General features: G+C 65.8%; 13 protein-coding genes. 6 read left to right on the top strand and 7 right to left on the bottom strand.

The genetic code is table 11. The annotated features are described in order from the left end of the window. Window positions 1-13 precede the first annotated feature (13 nt). The 5 genes from HTY61_RS14495 to HTY61_RS14475 all read left to right on the top strand — a co-directional run bounded on the left by HTY61_RS14495 (window position 14) and on the right by HTY61_RS14475 (window position 6,811). On the top strand, window positions 14-1,693 hold the full coding sequence (locus HTY61_RS14495) for an ABC transporter permease (RefSeq protein WP_175277467.1): 1,680 nt from the start codon (window positions 14-16) through the stop codon (window positions 1,691-1,693). A 19-nt stretch (window positions 1,694-1,712) separates the two neighbouring features. After that, complete coding sequence (locus HTY61_RS14490; RefSeq protein WP_197945321.1) at window positions 1,713-2,360, top strand: ATP-binding cassette domain-containing protein; 648 nt, start codon at window positions 1,713-1,715, stop codon at window positions 2,358-2,360. A 13-nt stretch (window positions 2,361-2,373) separates the two neighbouring features. Continuing rightward, window positions 2,374-4,839, top strand: a complete 2,466-nt coding sequence (gene hrpB / locus HTY61_RS14485; protein ID WP_175278570.1) for an ATP-dependent helicase HrpB — start codon at window positions 2,374-2,376, stop codon at window positions 4,837-4,839. Window positions 4,840-4,912: 73 nt separating this feature from the next. Continuing rightward, window positions 4,913-6,229: an ActS/PrrB/RegB family redox-sensitive histidine kinase gene (locus HTY61_RS14480; protein ID WP_175277466.1), complete on the top strand. Its 1,317-nt coding sequence runs from the start codon at window positions 4,913-4,915 to the stop codon at window positions 6,227-6,229. Between the two features lie 33 nt (window positions 6,230-6,262). After that, window positions 6,263-6,811: an ActR/PrrA/RegA family redox response regulator transcription factor gene (locus HTY61_RS14475; protein WP_175277465.1), complete on the top strand. Its 549-nt coding sequence runs from the start codon at window positions 6,263-6,265 to the stop codon at window positions 6,809-6,811. Window positions 6,812-6,820: 9 nt separating this feature from the next. Here HTY61_RS14475 and HTY61_RS14470 read toward each other — a convergent pair whose 3' ends face one another. Continuing rightward, entirely contained in the window at window positions 6,821-7,303 is a 483-nt protein-coding gene (locus HTY61_RS14470) for an MmcB family DNA repair protein (protein WP_175277464.1), read from the bottom strand. Window positions 7,304-7,502: 199 nt separating this feature from the next. Between HTY61_RS14470 and HTY61_RS14465 the strand changes: the two genes are divergently transcribed. After that, window positions 7,503-8,117 (top strand): L,D-transpeptidase, encoded by a 615-nt coding sequence (locus tag HTY61_RS14465; protein ID WP_175277463.1) that lies wholly within the window; start codon window positions 7,503-7,505, stop codon window positions 8,115-8,117. Between the two features lie 79 nt (window positions 8,118-8,196). Here the strand turns inward: HTY61_RS14465 and HTY61_RS14460 are convergent, their stop codons facing one another. The 6 genes from HTY61_RS14460 to mutS all read right to left on the bottom strand — a co-directional run bounded on the left by HTY61_RS14460 (window position 8,197) and on the right by mutS (window position 17,736). Continuing rightward, on the bottom strand, window positions 8,197-8,766 hold the full coding sequence (locus HTY61_RS14460; protein WP_175277462.1) for a NifU family protein: 570 nt from the start codon (window positions 8,764-8,766) through the stop codon (window positions 8,197-8,199). Between the two features lie 87 nt (window positions 8,767-8,853). Continuing rightward, window positions 8,854-9,345: a universal stress protein gene (locus tag HTY61_RS14455; RefSeq protein ID WP_175277461.1), complete on the bottom strand. Its 492-nt coding sequence runs from the start codon at window positions 9,343-9,345 to the stop codon at window positions 8,854-8,856. 75 nt (window positions 9,346-9,420) lie between these two features. Next, the gene (gene trpS / locus HTY61_RS14450) at window positions 9,421-10,485 is read right to left on the bottom strand and encodes a tryptophan--tRNA ligase (protein ID WP_175277460.1); all 1,065 of its coding nucleotides are present in this window, start codon (window positions 10,483-10,485) and stop codon (window positions 9,421-9,423) included. Between the two features lie 110 nt (window positions 10,486-10,595). Continuing rightward, window positions 10,596-12,173, bottom strand: a complete 1,578-nt coding sequence (gene murJ, locus HTY61_RS14445; RefSeq protein WP_175277459.1) for a murein biosynthesis integral membrane protein MurJ — start codon at window positions 12,171-12,173, stop codon at window positions 10,596-10,598. A 3-nt stretch (window positions 12,174-12,176) separates the two neighbouring features. Continuing rightward, complete coding sequence (locus tag HTY61_RS14440) at window positions 12,177-14,990, bottom strand: [protein-PII] uridylyltransferase (RefSeq protein ID WP_175277458.1); 2,814 nt, start codon at window positions 14,988-14,990, stop codon at window positions 12,177-12,179. 52 nt (window positions 14,991-15,042) lie between these two features. Next, window positions 15,043-17,736 carry a DNA mismatch repair protein MutS gene (gene mutS, locus HTY61_RS14435; protein ID WP_175277457.1) on the bottom strand — a complete coding sequence of 898 codons (2,694 nt, stop codon included), beginning with the start codon at window positions 17,734-17,736 and terminating at the stop codon, window positions 15,043-15,045. Window positions 17,737-17,750: the final 14 nt, after the last annotated feature.

Genomic DNA, 17,750 nt, shown 5'->3' with positions numbered 1-17,750 from the left:
GCGGACGCCCGCCATGCTTCGTCTCGCGCCCGCCATCGCCATCGCCGTTCTGGCCGTTCCGGTCTTCGGCGGGCTGGCCGGCACGGTTCTGCCGGCCTTCGGATATCTTCCGGCCCTCGGCGGCGACGCATTCTCCCTGGAACCTTTCCGTGTCGTCCTTGGACAGCCCGGGCTATTGCGGTCCTGCCTGATTGCGCTTGTTGCGGGCGTTGTCACGGCCGCGATATCCGTCCTGATCGTGGCGCTCTTTGTGGGCGGATGGTCGGGAACCCGAACATTCCGCCGCATGCAGTCCCTGGTTTCGCCGTTGCTTGCCGTTCCGCACGCGGCCGCTGCCTTCGGCCTGGCCTTCATGATTGCGCCGTCCGGGTTTGTCGCACGCCTGTTTTCGCCCTGGGCGACGGGATGGGCGCGGCCGCCCGACTGGCTGATCGTGAACGATCCGCTTGGCCTGACATTCATGGCCGGGCTCGTTGTCAAGGAAGTGCCGTTCCTCCTGCTCATGGCGCTCGCGGCCGCACCCCAGGTGCCGATGGCGGCGTCGGCCCGGCTCACCTCCTCGCTCGGATACGGTCGTACGGCCGGGTTCCTGTTCACCTCGTGGCCGGCGATCTATCGCCAGATCCGTCTGGCGGTCTTTGCCGTCATCGCGTTTGCGTCCTCGGCTGTGGATGTCGCCGTTATTCTCGGTCCGACGACGCCGGCGGCCTTGCCGGTTCGGCTGGTCGAGTGGATGAACGATCCGGACCTGTCCTCGCGCTTCATGGCTTCGGCCGGGGCTGTGCTGCAGCTGGGCGTGACGCTGGCCGCGCTCGTGATCTGGCTCCTGGTCGAGAAGCTTGCCGCCGCCGTGACGATGCATCTGTGCGGGCAGGGGCGACGCTTTCGTGCCGACCGGATCGTGCGGCAGGTCGCACTGGTGCTGACGGCGCTCACCGCGCTGATGGTGTTCGGCGGGATGTTCGTCCTGGCGCTGTGGTCGGTGTCCGGCCTCTGGCAGTTTCCACATGTCCTGCCCGACTCGCTTTCCCTGAGCGGATGGATGAAGGTGATGCCGAGGATTGCCGGCCCCCTTGCGACGACAGTCACCGTCGGGCTGGCCGCGACCGTCCTGTCGGCGCTGATCGTCATTGCCAGCCTTGCGCGCGAGCGCCAGACCGGGCGAACGGGCGCGAATTGGACGCTGTTCTTTCTCTATCTGCCGCTGCTGGTGCCCCAGGCGGGCTTTGTCTTCGGCCTGAAACTGTTCCTCACCCATGGCGGTGTCGGTGCCACCTGGGCGGCACTTGTGCTCGTCCACATGGTGTTTGTCCTTCCTTACGTGTTTCTGTCGCTTTCGGCGCCCTGGCGCGCCTTCGACACGCGTTACGAGGCGATCGCGGCCGGGCTTGGCAAGTCGGCGTGGCAGACGCTTTTCGCGATCCGCCTTCCGATGCTGTCGCGCGCGATCCTCGTTGCGATGGCGGTGGGCTTCGCGGTTTCGGTGGGCCAGTATCTGCCGACCCTCCTGATCGGCGCCGGCCGGCTCGTCACCGTCACCACGGAGGCGGTTGCGCTCGGCGCCGGCGGCAACCGCCGTGTCATCGGCATCTACGCCTTCGTGCAGATGCTTCTGCCTTTCCTGGGCTTTGCCGTCGCGGCGCTGGTCCCGGCGTTGCTTTTCCGCGATCGCCGCGCCATGAAGGTCGCCTGAAACGACCGCGGAGATCTGCTTGAAGAACGGGAACCCAGCCGGCCTGCGCCTTGATTCCGTTCGCATCCGGCTTGACGGGCGCGAACTCCTTGCCGTCGACCGCCACGTCGCCCCCGGCGAGACGCTGACCGTGATGGGGCCGTCCGGCTCCGGCAAGTCGACACTGCTCGCCTATGTCGGCGGCTTTCTCGATCCGGTCTTTTCCGGCGAGGGACGGGTCATCTGCGGCGGCCGCGATATCGCGCATCTTCCCGCCGAGGAGCGCCACGCCGGCATCCTGTTCCAGGATCCGCTGCTGTTTCCTCACATGTCGGTCGGCGGCAATCTCGTCTTCGCGATTCCGCAGGCGATCGCCGGCAGGAAGGCCCGTCGCGCCCGGGCCGAGGCCGCGCTCGCCGACGTGGGGCTGGAGGGCTTTTTCGACCGCGATCCCGACACTCTTTCGGGCGGCCAGAAGGCCCGGGTCGCGCTGGCCCGCGTTCTGCTGTCCGAGCCGAACTTCCTGCTTCTCGACGAGCCGTTCTCCAAGCTCGACATGCAGTTGCGCGACCAGACGCGCTCCCTGGTTTTCGACAGCGCCCGGCGCTCCCGTCTGCCCGTGATCCTCGTCACCCATGACGAGGCCGACGCGAAAGCCGCCGGCGGCGAGGTGATCGAGATCGGATGAGGTCCCGGCTGTGCTGAAGACGTTGCCCGACCTTCCCGTGGCCGAGGTGCTCGGCGAGCTGAAGGCTGCCCTTTCCCGGGCGTCCGGCGCTGTCCTCGTGGCCCCTCCGGGCGCCGGCAAGACGACACTGGTGCCGCTCTCCCTCCTGGACGAGGGCTGGCTCGAAGGCCGCAGGATCGTCGTTCTGGAGCCGCGCCGGCTGGCCGCGCGCGCCGCCGCCCGGCGCATGGCGGAGCTGCTTGGCGAGAAGGTCGGCGAGACCGTAGGCTACCGCATGCGCATGGATACCAGGGTCGGTCCGCGAACGCGCATCGAGGTCGTCACCGAGGGCGTTTTCCAGCGCATGATAACCGGTGATCCGGAATTGTCCGGGGTCGGGGCGGTCCTGTTCGACGAGTTCCACGAACGCAGCCTCGACGCGGATTTCGGCCTGGCGCTGGCGCTCGACGTCCAAGAGGGGCTGCGCGAGGATCTCCGCATCCTCGTCATGTCGGCGACGCTGGACGGTACCCGCGTCGCCGGCCTGCTCGGCGATGCGCCGGTGATCGAGAGCGAGGGGCGCACCTTCCCTGTCGATATTCGCCACGAGGACCGGCCGGGCACCGAGCGGATCGAGCAGGCGGTTGCCCGCGTGGTGCGCAAGACACTTGCCGAAGAGACCGGCAGCCTGCTTGTCTTCCTGCCCGGCCAGGGAGAGATCCGGCGCGTCGCCGAGGCTCTCGAAGGCCGGCTTCCGGAAGGCGTCCTTCTCGCGCCCCTCTACGGCATGATGGACATTGCCGATCAGGACCGCGCCATCCGCCCGCCCGAACCGGGAACCCGCAAGGTCGTTCTCGCCACGGCGATCGCCGAGACGTCGATCACCATAGACGGCGTGCGCGTGGTCATCGATTCGGGGCTTGCCCGCCGTCCTGTTTTCGATCCGGGCTCCGGTCTCACCCGGCTGGAGACGGTTCGCGTCAGTCGCGCGGCCGCCGCGCAGCGCGCGGGCCGCGCCGGACGAACGGAACCCGGTGTCGCGATTCGCCTGTGGCGCGCGGAGCAGACGCGTGCGCTCGCCGAGTTCGATCCGCCGGAAATCCTCAACGCGGACCTGGCCGGCCTGCTGCTCGACTGTCTTGCCTGGGGTGTCGCCGATCCGGCGAGCCTGCGCTTTATGGATCCGCCGCCGGTGCCCGCGCTCGACGAAGCGCGCGCCCTGCTCGCGATGCTCGGAGCGCTGGATGGCAGGGGAATGCTCACGAAGAAGGGCGCGGCGATGCGCGATCTTGCCCTGCCGGCCCGCCTGGCGGCGATGGTCGTGGCGGCGCAGGACCGCGAGGATGCGTTTCGCCGGATGCTCCTGGCCCTGCTGGTCACGGAACGCGGCGCGGCGGGAACCGGGATCGATCTCGGCCATCGCCTCGACACGGCCTTGCGCGGAAAGGGCGCGCAGCTTGCCCGTCTGCGCGACATCGCGAAACGCGCCGTTGCCGGCATGAATCTGCCGCAAGGCGACGAAATCGCCAGTGCGGGTGCCATGCTGCTCGATGCCTGGCCGGATCGCGTCGCGAAAGCGCGCGGCGGCCGCCACGGGGCCTTCGTCATGGCCAATGGGCGCGGCGTGGCGCTGGATGAGACCGAGCCGCTGGCCGGCGAGCAATACCTGGTGGCCGCCGACGTGACGGGCGCCGCCCGCGAGGGACGGGTCACCTCCGCCGCGGCCGTGACCGCGGAGGAAATACGCGCTGTTCTCGGCGATCGAATCGAGAGCGTGGAACAGGTCGAATTCGACCGGCAGAAAGGCGGCCTTTCTGCGCGCAGGGTGGAACGCCTCGGGGCGGTCGTCTTCTCGCGGGTGCCCGTGAAAGTCGAGCCCGGCGAGGCTGCTACACGGGCGCTGCTCGATGCCGTGCGCACGCACGGGCTTGGCTTGCTGCCCTGGTCGAAAGAGGTGTCGCAATTGCGCGCCCGGCTGGAATGGCTGCATGTCCGGCTTGGCGATCCGTGGCCTGCGATGGACGACGCTTCATTGCTCGACGAATTGGAGGGATGGCTGGCGCCGTTCCTGCAGGGTGCCGTGAATCTGTCGGCGCTCGACTCCGCGAGCCTGCGCGATGCGCTTGTTTTGCGCGTTCCACCGCATCTGCAGCGCGAGATCGATGCGAATGCCCCTCCGCGTTTCGTTGCGCCCACCGGTTCCGCCTTCCTGCTGGACTATCCGGCCGACGGAACCGCGCCCGTGGTATCCCTGCGCGTGCAGGAACTGTTCGGCCTGAAGAGCCACCCTTCGATCGCCGGCGGCACGGTTCCGCTGACGCTGGAATTGCTGTCGCCGGCGCACCGGCCGATACAGCGCACGCAGGACCTGCCCGGGTTCTGGGCCGGGTCGTGGGCGGCTGTCCGCGCCGAGATGCGGGGACGCTATCCCAAGCATCCCTGGCCGGAAGACCCGGCAAATTCCGAACCCACGCGCCGCGCCAAGCCGCGGGGACGCTGAGAAGGGACGGTCCCCGGACGGAATTGACGGATGTCGTTTTCAAAAAGCGGAAACGCGTCGTATACAGCCCGCCATGGAATATGATCTTGCCCCGGAAACAGGCTTTTCCACGCGCCGGTTGCGCCTGTCGACCATCACCAACACGCGCTGGCTGGCGACCTTCGGCCAGCTGTCGGCCGTCGCCTTCGTGGCGCTGGTTCTGCGTTTCGAGTTTCCGGTCATCGCCTGCGTTGTGCTCATTGTCCTCGCGGCGCTTCTCAATCTCGTCCTGACCTGGTTTTTTCCGGCCAACAAGCGGCTCAATCCCGCCGGTGTACTGGCCGTTCTCGTTTTCGATGTCGCGCAGCTGGCGGGTCTGCTGGCGCTGACCGGCGGCCTGACCAACCCCTTCTGCGTTCTGCTCGTTGTCCCGGTCATCATTTCGGCGACCACGCTGGCGCCGCGCTACACGGCGTTGCTCGGGGCGACGACGCTCGCCATCGCGACTGCGCTGGTCTTCGTCTATCTTCCGCTGCCCTGGTACCCGGATACGCGGCTCGAGATCCCGCTGGTATATGTCGCGGGGGTGTGGGTCGCGGTTGCCTCCATGCTCATCTTCACGGCGTTCTATGTCTATCGCGTCGCCGAGGAGGCGCGCAGGCTGTCGGATGCGCTGGCCGCGACCGAGCTGGTCCTGCAACGCGAGCAGCATCTTTCCGCGCTGGACGGGCTGGCGGCGGCCGCCGCGCACGAGCTCGGCACGCCGCTGGCGACGATTTCCCTCGTGGTCAAGGAAATGGGCCGTGAGCCGCTCGATCCCGACAGCCTCCGCGACGACATCACGCTTTTGCGCACCCAGGCCGACCGTTGTCGCGAGATACTCAGGCGGCTTTCGACGCTGGGCGCGGGTGACGAGGATCACCTGGCGCGCATGGCGCTTCGCACCATGATCGAGGAGGTCGTGGCGCCGCATCGCGAATTCGGCATAGCGATCACCACCGTGGTCGAGAGCCGGGACGGCGACGAGCCGGTTTGCCGCCGAAACCCGGCTATTCTCTATGGCCTGGGAAATCTCGTGGAAAACGCGGTCGACTTTGCCGAGGAGACGGTCGAGATCCGGTTGTCGTGGACGCCGGAAACCGTTTCCGTTCGCATACTGGACGACGGTCCCGGCTTCCCTCCGGAAGTCCTCGAGCGGATCGGCGAGCCCGACCTGCCGCTGGCCAGGTTCTCGGCACGGTCCCGCAATGGCGGCGGCGGGCTTGGACTCGGCATATTCATCGCCAAGACGCTGCTCGAGCGCAGCGGGGCCACGGTCCGGTTCGCCAACGCGTTTTCATCCGGCAAGGGCGCCGATGTGGTCGTGGAATGGCCGCGTCAGTCCGGGCAACTGGCAGCCGGGGAAAAATGAGATATATGAGAAGTGCAATCGCAGGTGACTGATATGGAAGAGCAAAGCGACCTGGGCCCGGATCGGCGTCTCCTGATCGTGGATGACGACAGATTGTTTCTGCAGCGGCTCGGACGGGCGATGGAAAGCCGCGGATTCGAGGTCACCCTGGCCGAGACGATCGCGGAAGGCCTGGCGGAAGTGAGGAAGGCGCCACCGGCCTATGCCGTGGTTGATATGCGGCTTGGCGATGGCAACGGCCTCGATGTCATCGAGGAGATTCGCTCTCGCCGGCCGGATGCCCGGGCAATCGTCCTGACGGGCTACGGCAACATCGCCACCGCCGTGACCGCGGTGAAGCTGGGTGCGATCAACTACCTGGCGAAACCGGCCGACGCCGATGACATCTTCGCCGCGCTTACGGCCGAACCGGGCGAGAAGACGCCGCCGCCGGAAAACCCGATGTCGGCCGACAGGGTGCGCTGGGAGCACATCCAGCGTGTTTTCGAGGCTTGCGATCGCAACGTGTCGGAAACGGCGCGCCGCCTCAACATGCACCGCCGCACCCTGCAAAGGATTCTGGCCAAGCGGGCGCCGCGCTGAGGCAATCGCCTATTCCGGCAGTTCCACGCCGGAGAGTTCTGCCCTGTAGAGCCTTTGCGCCGCCGATTGCGCGATTCGCAGGGTTACCGCCTTGCGTCTTGCGCCGGCGAGCTTGTGTTCGGGCGCCTCGCGCAGAAGCGCGCCGCCATGCGTGTCGGCGCGGATGAAGCCGCAATCGGCCGGGAAGATTTCCTCGGGAACGTCCTCCAGCGTGGCGAAGAACAGCCGATCGCAATAATCCCGGTATTCCGGCCATTTGGAATCGGCCTTCATGTCCTCGACCGAAGACTTTATCTCCACGATCCAGATCGAACCGTCGCGAAACAGTGCCACGATGTCGGCGCGTCGGCCGTTTGCCAGCGTCAGCTCCGGCAGGTGCGTCGCGCCCAACCCGGTCAGCAGTTGCTGGACGCCGCGTCTTATGCGCAGTGCCCGCGCCGACTGGCGACCGTCTTCGAGGGGGTTTTTCGCGTGGAGATCTATGATCGGCATGTGTCCGTCTTGCCACGGTCGCGGGCAATTGGAACGGGCACATCACGTTTTTTGCGTCCGACCGCCTTGTGACCGATGGCACATATTCGCGTTCATGGTTAATCAATCATTGGAACTTAAGAGACGGTCTTGCAAGACTGTAGGTAGGGTACCGGGCCGATAGGGGCAGTCGCCGCCGGTAGCAAAACGGGAGAATTCCATGCGGGGGTCACGAATTCTGATTGCGGTCATCGCGGCATTGGCGCTGGCGGGCTGCAGCACCACTGGCGGCTCGGGCCTGATGGTGAACGCCTATACGGCGAAGGCGGATGGCGCTTACAAGTTGCCGGCGATTCCGGTCAGCAAGATCAAGCGGCAGTACCGCCGCCAGATCGTCGCCTATCAGACGAAGGAGAAGCCGGGAACGGTCATCGTCGATACCAAGGCGAAATATCTTTATTTCGTGCTCGATGGCGGCAAGGCCGTGCGTTACGGAATCGGCGTCGGGCGCGAGGGGTTCACCTGGTCGGGCACGGCGCGCGTCGCCTTCAAGCGTGAATGGCCGACCTGGACGCCGCCCGAGCCGATGATCAAGCGCCAGCCGGAACTGGCCAAGTACCGGGGCGGCATGAAGCCCGGCCTTACCAATCCGCTGGGTGCGCGGGCGCTCTATCTGTACAACCGCAACGGTGACACCGGTTATCGCCTGCACGGCACGCCGGAATGGTGGTCGATCGGCGGCAATGTTTCGTCGGGATGCATTCGCCTGATGAACCAGGACATCATCGATCTCTACGAGCGCGTCGAGCCGGGCGCGAAGGTGATCGTCACCTGACGCATGCGGAATTCAATGCAAGTGGCCGGGCCTTGTGCCCGGCCTATTCTTTTGTGCAGGCCCGGTATCGGGAACGGTATCAGACCGCCTCGACAGCCTGGACTTCCGGGATGAAATGGCGCAGCAGGTTCTGGATTCCGTGCTGCAGCGTTGCCGTCGATGACGGGCATCCGGCGCATGCACCCTTCATGTGCAGGAAGACCGTGCCCTGCTTGTAGCCCCTGAAGGTGATGTCGCCGCCGTCCTGGGCAACGGCGGGTCTCACGCGGGTCTCGAGCAGTTCCTTGATCGTCGCGACGATCGATTCGTCGCCGGCGTCGTAGAATTCTTCTCCCGGTGCGATCTCCTGCCCTTCCTTCTGGTCCGCCATGACCGGTGCATCCGACATGAAATGTTCCATTATGGATGCCAGGATCGCCGGTTTCAGGTGTGACCAGTCCACCGCGTCTTCCTTGGTCACGGTAATGAAGTCATACCCGAAGAAAACGCCGGATACGCCGTCGATGCCGAACAGCTTGGCGGCGAGCGGAGACTGGGTGGCCGCCTCATCCGCATCGCGGAAGTCCGCGGTTCCCTGGTTCAGCACGACATTGCCGGGCAGGAACTTGAGCGTGGCGGGATTGGGCGTCGCTTCGGTCTGGATGAACATGGCTCGCTCCGGCGATTGTTTGGAATGGTTCTAAATTAAGGCTTGCACAGTTCGATATCAAGCATCCCCCGCGCACCTTTCCTCGTTCTAGGACAGGCTTTCTATGTCCTCGTCGCTCAGATTGTACGGCACGACTGTCACCGGAATGGGAAAGGCCGCGTTCCGGCCGGCGATCGACGAGACCAGCGGTCCGGGGCCTTCCTTCGACGCGCCGGCTGCCAGGACGAGGATGGCGATGTCCTGGTCTTCCTCGATCAACGCGTGAATCTGCTCGACGGGCACGCCCTCGCGGATGACGGTTTCCACTTCCGTGCCGCAGCGTTCCCGCGCCATGGCTGCGTGCTTCGCCAGCGTCGCCTCTGCTGTTTCCATCGCCTCGGCGCGCATGACCTGTTCGACGCCCAGCCAATGCTGGAAGTCACCCGGCTCTATGACGAAGAGCAGGGTCACTCCGCTGTTCGTCTTCGCGGCGCGACGTGCCGCGTAGAGCACCGCGCGTTCGCATTCCGGCGTATCGTCGATGATCGCCAGGAACTTGCGGCGGTGGCCCGCCTCGTGGATAAGTCGCTTGGTTACCATGGCCGATAAATGGCATGCCGCCTTGGCTGCATCAAGCGCCGAGATCGGCCCGCGGCAGGGACGCCTGATGGCGCCCTACCAGGAAAGACCAAGGATCTTCTTCACGTCCGTCATGGTTTTCTCCGCCAGCACGGAAGCGCGCTCGGCGCCATTCGCCAGCACGGAATCGATATGACCCTTGTCGTCCAGCAGCCGGCGCATCTCGTCGGCAATCGGGCTGAGTTTCTCCACTGCGAGATCCGCTAGGGCCGGTTTGAACACGGAGAACTGCTTGCCGCCGAATTCCCTCAGTACCTCTTCCTTGGTGGTCTCGGACAGGGCGGCATAGATGTTGACCAGGTTTTCGGCCTCCGGGCGCCCTTCGAAACCGCCGCTGTCGCCGGGCAGGGGCTCGGGGTCGGTCTTCGCCTTGCGGATCTTCTTGGCGATGTCGTCGGCAGTGTCGGTCAGGTTGATGCGCGACAGTTCCGAGGGATCGGACTTGGACATCTTCTTCGTCCCGTCGCGCAGGCTCATGATGCGGGTCGCCGGGCCCTCGATCACCGGTTCGGTCATCGGGAAATAGCCGTTGACCGTTTCCTCGCCGATCTCCATCGGCACGCCGAGGCCGAGTTCGCCGATGTGGTCCGAGTAGTCGTAGTTGAACTTCTGCGCGACGTCGCGGGTCAGCTCCAGGTGCTGCTTCTGGTCATCGCCGACGGGCACGTGCGTGGCGCGGTATACGAGGATGTCCGCGGCCATGAGAGCAGGGTAGGCGAACAGGCCGACCGAGGCGTTCTCGCGGTCCTTTCCCGCCTTTTCCTTGAATTGCGTCATCCGGTTCAGCCATCCCATCCGCGCCACGCAGTTGAACACCCAGGCGAGTTCGGCGTGCTGGTGGACGCGGCTCTGGTTGAAGACGATGTGCTTGACCGGGTCGATTCCCGCAGCAAGAAAGGCCGCCGCGATCGACCGTGTCCCGTTCACCAACTCCTTGGGCGATGGATTGATGGTCAGCGCATGCAGGTCGACGACGCAGTAGATGCAGTCATGGGTTTCCTGCAGCGCGACGAACTTCTTGATCGCGCCGAGATAGTTGCCGAGAGTCAGGTTGCCGGTCGGTTGCACGCCGGAAAAGATCAGGGGGGCGAAGCTGCTCATGTTCATGTTCCCGAAGCTGGTGGAGGGCCTCGTCGCAGAGTGTTGCTCAGGCTGCGAGGATAGGTTGCGCGCGGCTTATGGCAGGCTGCCGGCCAAGCTTCAAGAGGGGGTCACGATTCGGCTCCGCCGGCGCCGCGGCGCTTCAGCGCTCGCGCCAGCATGGCCCGGTCGATTCCGCCGGTGGCGAGCGCCAGCCCGAAATAGACGACCATCGAGCCGCCGATCAGTCCGGCCGTGACGGGCACCCGCACCAGGATGCCGGACGCCAGGAAGAGCTCGTCCACGCGCGACCATGCGCCCAGCAGCGCTGCACCCATGGCCGCCGCGCAAATGACGATCAGGACCGCGCGGCGGATCGTTTCGGTCGACGGGCGGAACTGGTCGCGGCGCCACAGTGTTGCGCCAAGCAGCACGGCGTTGGTCCAGCCGGCGAGGCTGGTGGCCGCGGCGATGCCGACATGCCCGAAATGGGGGAACAGCGCGATGCTGCCGCCCGCATTGACGACCAGGGAGACCAGGGAGAACCACATCGGGGTCTTCATGTCCTCGCGCGCGAAGTAGGCTGGCTGCAGCACCTTGACCAGCACGAAGGACGGCAGGCCGACGGCGAAGGCGGCAAGCGCCGCCGCCGTTGCCTGTGTCGTCTCGTGCAGGAAGGCGCCGCGCTCGTAGATCACGGCGATGAACGGCACCGGTGTCAGCGCCAGCGCGACCGCCGCCGGCACCGTCAGCCCGAGGCCGAATTCGAGGCTCCGGTTCTGCAGCGTCAGCGCAGTCTTCTGCTCCCCGGCGCCCAGCGCGCGCGCCAGTTCCGGCAGCAGCACCACGCCGATGGCGATGCCGATTATGCCGAGCGGCAGCTGGTAGATCCGGTCCGCATAGTTGAGCAGCGCGATCGCGCCGTCCTGCTGCGAGGCGATGATCTGCCCTATGACGAGGTTGATCTGCACGATGCCGCCGGTCAGCGCGGCCGGAGCGGCGAGTTTCAGCATCCGCCGGACCTGCGGCGTCAGCCGGGGCCGCTGCGGCGTGAAGCGGAAGCCGATTCGGGCAAGTCCGTAAACGAGCAGGGCCAGCTGCAGCAAACCGGACGTCACCACGCCGATCGCCAGGGCGATGCCGACTGTCCGTCCGTCCCATCCCTGTTGCAGCGCCGCCAGCAGCACCGCGATCAGGACGATGTTGAGCAGCACCGGCGCGAGCGCCGCGAGGAAATACTTGCGGAAGGAGTTGAGCACGCCGGACAGCATGGCGACCAGCGACATCGCAGCGAGATAGGGGAACATGATCCGCGCGAGCAGCACGGTCAGGTCGAACTTCTCCGGCGTGTCCTGGAAGGCCGGCGCGATCACCGTTGCGGCGAGGAACGGCATGAAGGCGAGCGCCAGCGCCGAGAGTGCCGCCAGCACCAGTACCAGGACAGAGAACACCTCGCCGGCGAACTGCGCCGCGCCGGCCTTGCCGTTGCTCTCGACCTCCTTTGCGAAGATCGGCACGAAGGCGGAGTTGAACGCGCCCTCCGCGAACAGGCGGCGGAACAGGTTGGGAAAGCGCAGCGCCGCGTAGAACGCGTCCGCCACCGGGCCGGCGCCGAGCGTGGCGGCGATCATCGCCTCGCGCACGAAGCCCAGCACCCTGCTGGCGGAGGTTGCGCCGCCGACGCCGAGGAACTTGCCGAACAGGCTCATGGCTCAGCCGGCCTTCGATCTGGCGAGTCCGGCGCTCACCTGCACGACCGGATTTTCGTCGCCGCGCCCCTGCAGCACGTCCTCCAGCACCCTGCGGATGCGCTTCTGGCGCGACGGATCGGTGAGCTTGTGTCCGGTCAGGTCGGTGACATAGAAGGTGTCGACCACCTTCTCGCCGAAGGTCGTGATATGCGCGGAATGGATGTCGAGCCTGAGGTCCGACAGCGCGCCGGTGATCTCCGACAGGATGCCGGGCCGGTCCAGGCCCTCCACCTCGATGACGGAGAACCTGTTCGACAGCGTGTTGTTGATCGCCACCGAGGGTTCGATGGAGAAGGCCTTGAGGCCGCGCCTTTGCTTCATCTTGTTTGCCAGCATGTCGGGCACGTATTCGCGGCCCGCCAGAACGGCCTCGATCATCTTGCCGATCCGTGTCGCGCGCCGGATTTCGTCGCCGTCGTCCTCGAACTCGCGATTGATGAGAATTGTGTCCAGCGCCCAGCCGTCGCTGGTCGTGAACACATGCGCGCCGTCGATCTTGGCGCCCGCGCTCGAGCAGGCGGCCGCAATGATGGAAAGCAGGCGCGGGTGGTCGGGCGCCAGCACGGTGATCTCGGTGATCGCCTGGAAATGGTTGGTCTTGACGGTCGTTGCCAGTTTCCGGTCCTTGCCGAGCGAATCGCGAATAAACTCGGCATGCCGCACCTGGTCGTCGACATGCACCGACAGCAGGTAGTTGTCGTAGTGCCGTCCGACATAGGCCGCGCGCTCCTCTTCCGGCCAGTCCGACAGCCGTTCGAGGAGTTCCTCGCGCGCCATCTGGGCGCGTTCCTTGCGGTTGATTTCCGAGAAGCCGCCGGTCATCGCGAGTTCGGCCTCGGAATAGAGCGTGCGCAGGAGCTGTCCCTTCCAGCCGTTCCACACGCCGGGTCCGACGGCGCGTATGTCGCAGACGGTGAGGATGACGAGCAGCTTGAGCCTCAGCACCGTCTGCACGCTGGCGACGAAATCCTCGATGGTCTTGCGGTCGGACAGGTCACGCGATTGCGCAACGGTGCTCATTGTCAGGTGATCGCGGATAAGCCATGCGACAAGCTTGGTCTCCTGCGCGGAGAAGCCGAGCCGCGGGCACAGTTTCTCCGCCACTTCCGCACCGGCCACCGAGTGGTCCTTGGGCCGTCCCTTGGCGATGTCGTGCAGGAAAAGTGCCGCGTAGAGCACCCGCCTGTGCGCCTCCAGGTCGGGCAGCAGCGAGGAGGCGAGCGGATGTTCCTCCTTGAGGATGCCGCGCTCGATTCGCGACAGCACGTCGACGGAACGGATCAGGTGCTCGTCCACCGTGAAGTGGTGATACATGTTGAACTGCATCATCGCCACGACCTTGCCGAAGTCGGGGATGAAGCGGCCGAGCACGCCGGCCTCGTTCATGCGCCTGAGATTGAGTGCCGGGTCCTTGCGCGACGTCAGGATGTCCATGAACAGCCTGTTCGCCCGCGGATCGTTGCGCAGCGTCGAATTGATGAGTTTCAGCGATCGGCGGATGAGCTGCAGCGCATCGGGGTGAAAATCGAGGCCGTCGCGGTCGGCGAACCAGAACATCCGGATTATGTTGACCGGGTCGTTCCTGAACACGTCGTCGGCGGCGACATTGATGCGCTTGTTCTCGATGATGAAATCGTGCGTTCCCTGGATCTTCTGCGACCGCCGGGCGAATGGCAGCGTCTGCAGGAAGCGGTTGAAGGCCGGTGCCTGCTTGACCTCTTCCTCCTCGAGCGCCGCGCAGATGATGCGGGTCAGGTCGCCGACATCCTTGGCTATCAGGAAGTAGTGCTTCATGAAGCGCTCGACATCCCGCAGGCCGGGATGGCTCTTGTAGCCGAGCCGGTCGGCGAGGCCGCGCTGCACCTCGAAGCCGAGGCGCTCTTCCGCCTTTCCCGTCATGAAGTGCAGGTGGCAGCGCACCGCCCAGAGGAAGTCCTCGCACTTGACGAAGAGGTTGTACTCCGATCGCGACAGCACGCCCTTCCTGATCAGGTCCGTCCGGTCGGAGACGCGGTAGAAATACTTCGCGATCCAGAACAGCGTCTGCAGGTCGCGCAATCCGCCCTTGCCGTCCTTGATGTTCGGCTCCACGAGATAGCGCGTTTCGCCCATCCGCTTGTGGCGCGCGTCGCGCTCGGCAAGCTTTGCCTGGATGAAGGTCGAGGCCGAGTTCTGCACGACCTCCTCCTGGAAGCGCTTTTCCAGTTCGTCGAAGAGCGACCGCTCGCCGTAGAGGTAGCGCATGTCGAGGATCGCCGTGCAAATCGTCGTGTCGGCCTTCGACAGCCGGATGCATTCGTCTATGGACCGCGTGGCGTGGCCGACGGTCAGGCCGAGGTCCCAGAGCATGTAGAGGATGTACTCGGCCAGCTGTTCGCCCAGCGGTGTCTGCTTGTAGGGCAGCACGAACATCAGGTCGATGTCGGAACCCGGTGCCAGTGTTGCACGCCCGTAGCCGCCGACGGCAACCAGCGCCAGCCTCTCGCCGCGCGACAGGTTGGTGACGCGGAACACCCGCTCCATCGCGAAATCGTAGATCGCGCGGATCATCCGGTCCATGTCGTCGGAAAGGTTCTGGGCGCATGCTATGCCGCCGCCGTCCTCGAACAGCTGCTTCTCGGCCCGCTTGCGATCCTCGGCAAGGACGGACTTGAGATGCGCCAAGACCTCGGAGCGCACGGCATGTCCCGAGCCGTCGCCGCCATGCCTGTCCGCGATGGCGATCAACTCGGCGTGCAGCGTGTCGCTGCCGGTCTGTGTCTGGGCTGCTGTCATGTTCCGGTCCTCAGGGCCTCATACAGAAGCCTCGCCGCAATGTCACATGACTTCACTGCGGTTTCGTTATCAGCCCTTTCAGCCGATACAGCGCATCCAGTGCCTCGCGCGGCGTCATTTCGTCTGGCGTCAGCTCGGCGACCGCCTCCTCGATCCTGCTCGGCTTGGCGGCGGCGGCCGGCTCGCGCTTCGCCACTTCGGCGGAGAACAGCGGCAGGTCGTCGACCAGCTTCGACGCCTTGGACTCGCGCCCCTGCGCTTCCAGCTGGTCGAGCACGTCGCGGGCGCGGGTCACCACGCTCTCCGGCAGGCCCGCGAGCTTGGCGACCTGCACGCCGTAGGAACGGTCGGCCGCTCCCCTGGCAACCTCGTGCAGGAAGATCACGTCGCCTTCCCACTCCTTCACGCGCATCGTGACATTGTGCAGGTTGGCCAGCGTCTCGGCGAGCGCGGTCAGCTCGTGGAAATGCGTCGCGAACAGGGTACGGCAGCGGTTTTTTTCGTGCAGGTATTCTACCGTCGCCCAGGCGATCGACAGCCCGTCGAAGGTGGAGGTGCCCCGCCCGATCTCGTCGAGAATGACCAGCGACCGGTCGCTGGCCTGGTTCAGGATCGCCGCCGTCTCCACCATTTCCACCATGAAGGTCGAGCGTCCGCGTGCCAGGTCGTCGGATGCGCCGACCCGGCTGAACAGCCGGTCGACCACGCCGATATGCGCGCTGCCGGCGGGCACGAAGGAGCCGGTCTGCGCCAGGATCGCGATCAGCGCATTCTGCCGCAGGAAGGTCGACTTGCCGCCCATGTTCGGTCCGGTGAGCAGCCAGATCGCGCCCTGCTCGCTGTCGCCCTCCGGCGACAGGTCGCAATCATTGGCCACGAAGGGATGGGCCGCTTGCCGCCTGAGCGCCTGTTCCACGACCGGGTGCCGTCCGGCGACGATTTCGAAGCTGCGGCTGCCGTCCACCTTCGGCCGGCAGTAGCCCTCGGATTCCGCCAGCCTTGCGAGGCCGATGGACACGTCGATGACCGCCAGCGCCTGCGCGGCGCCGCGGATTGCCTCCGCCGACCCGATTACCGCCGCCTGCAGCCGGTCGAATATCTCCAGCTCTATGGCGAGCGCGCGGTCGGCGGCATTGGCGATGCGGCTTTCGAGGTCGGCCAGTTCCGTTGTCGTGAAGCGCATCGCGTTCGCCAGTGTCTGGCGATGGATGAACCGGCCCTTGGCCTCGTCGGTATCGGTCAGCGCGCCGCTGTTTTGCTGCGTCACCTCGATGAAGTAGCCGAGCACGTTGTTGTACTTGATCTTGAGCGACTTGACGCCCGTCTCCTCGATCAGCTCGGTCTGCATTCGCGCGATGATCTGCCGCGACTCGTCGCGCAGTGCCCGCATCTCGTCCAGCTCGCCATGATGGCCGGCACGCACGAAGCCGCCGTCGCGCTTCATTAGCGGCACCTCGTCGGCAAGCGCGGCGTCGAGTCTGTTCGCGACGTCGCCGGGCGCCGCCGAAAGGCTCGCGGCGGCCCGTGACAGCTCGGCCGGCAGATCTGCCGCTTCGAGCAGGCGCCGCACCGCCTCCGCCGCTTTCAGCCCGTCGCGGATCGCGACGAGATCGCGGGGGCCTCCGCGATTGAGCGACAGCCGCGACAATGCGCGCGGCATGTCGGGCGACGATTTCAGGATGTCGCGCAGGTCGCTTGCCAGCCTTTCGTCGCCGGCCATGAAGAACGTGACGGAATCCAGCCGCTCGTTTATCGCGTCGCAATCGGTCAGCGGCGAGCGCAACCGTTCGGCGAGCAGCCGCGCGCCGCCGCCCGTCACCGTGCGGTCCACGGCCTTGAGCAGGCTGCCCTGCCGCGACCCGGACAGCGTGCGTTCGATTTCCAGGTTGGCGCGCGTCGCCGGGTCTATGAACAGCGTTGCGCCGGAATCCTCTCGTTCGGGCCGCTCGAGCACCGGGCGTTCGGAAATCTGGGTTCGCTCCACATAGGCGATGGCACCCGCGGCCGCCGACAGTTCGGCGCGGCTGAAATTGCCGAATCCGTCCAGCGTGCTCACGCCGTAGAAGCGCGTAAGTCGCTCTTCCGCGGTTGCGCTGTCGAAGAAGCTCGCCGGAAGCGGCGTCACCGCCAGGCCCAGCTGGTCGAACACCGGCCGAAGCTCGGGATCCTCGAACACGGCTTCCGCCACCGTGATCTCGCGCGGTCCGACTCGCAATATGTCCGACAGGAGCCGTTCGGGAGCGGTTGCGGCGATCCGGAACTGTCCGGTCGAGATGTCGATCCATGCAAGCGCCAACTCCCCGCCCGCCTTTGTGCGGCCGATGGCGAGAAAGGCACTGCTCTCGCCCGGGTCGAGCAGCTTTTCCTCGGTGATCGTTCCCGGCGTGACAAGTCGCGTCACAGCCCTGCGCACGACGGACTTGGAGCCGCGTTTCTTGGCTTCCGCCGGATCCTCCAGCTGTTCGCAGACGGCGACCCGGAAGCCCTGGCCGATTAGCTTTTGCAGGTAGTCGTCGGCCGAGTGAACGGGCACGCCGCACATCGGGATGTCCTGGTCGAGATGCTTGCCGCGCTTCGTCAGCGTGATCCCGAGCGCGCGCGATGCGATCTCGGCGTCCTCGAAGAACAACTCGTAGAAATCGCCCATCCTGTAGAAAAGGAGCGAATCCGGATTGGCTTCCTTGATCTCCAGATATTGCGCCATCATCGGCGTCGGCGCTGCTGCCGGTGCGGTCTTGGTCAGCATGGATCCTGCGTTGT

The sequence above is a fragment of the Oricola thermophila genome (assembly GCF_013358405.1).
GTDB lineage: Bacteria > Pseudomonadota > Alphaproteobacteria > Rhizobiales > Rhizobiaceae > Oricola > Oricola thermophila.
Note: the sequence above shows the minus strand (reverse complement) of the source record. Positions and strands in the feature narration are given on the sequence as shown.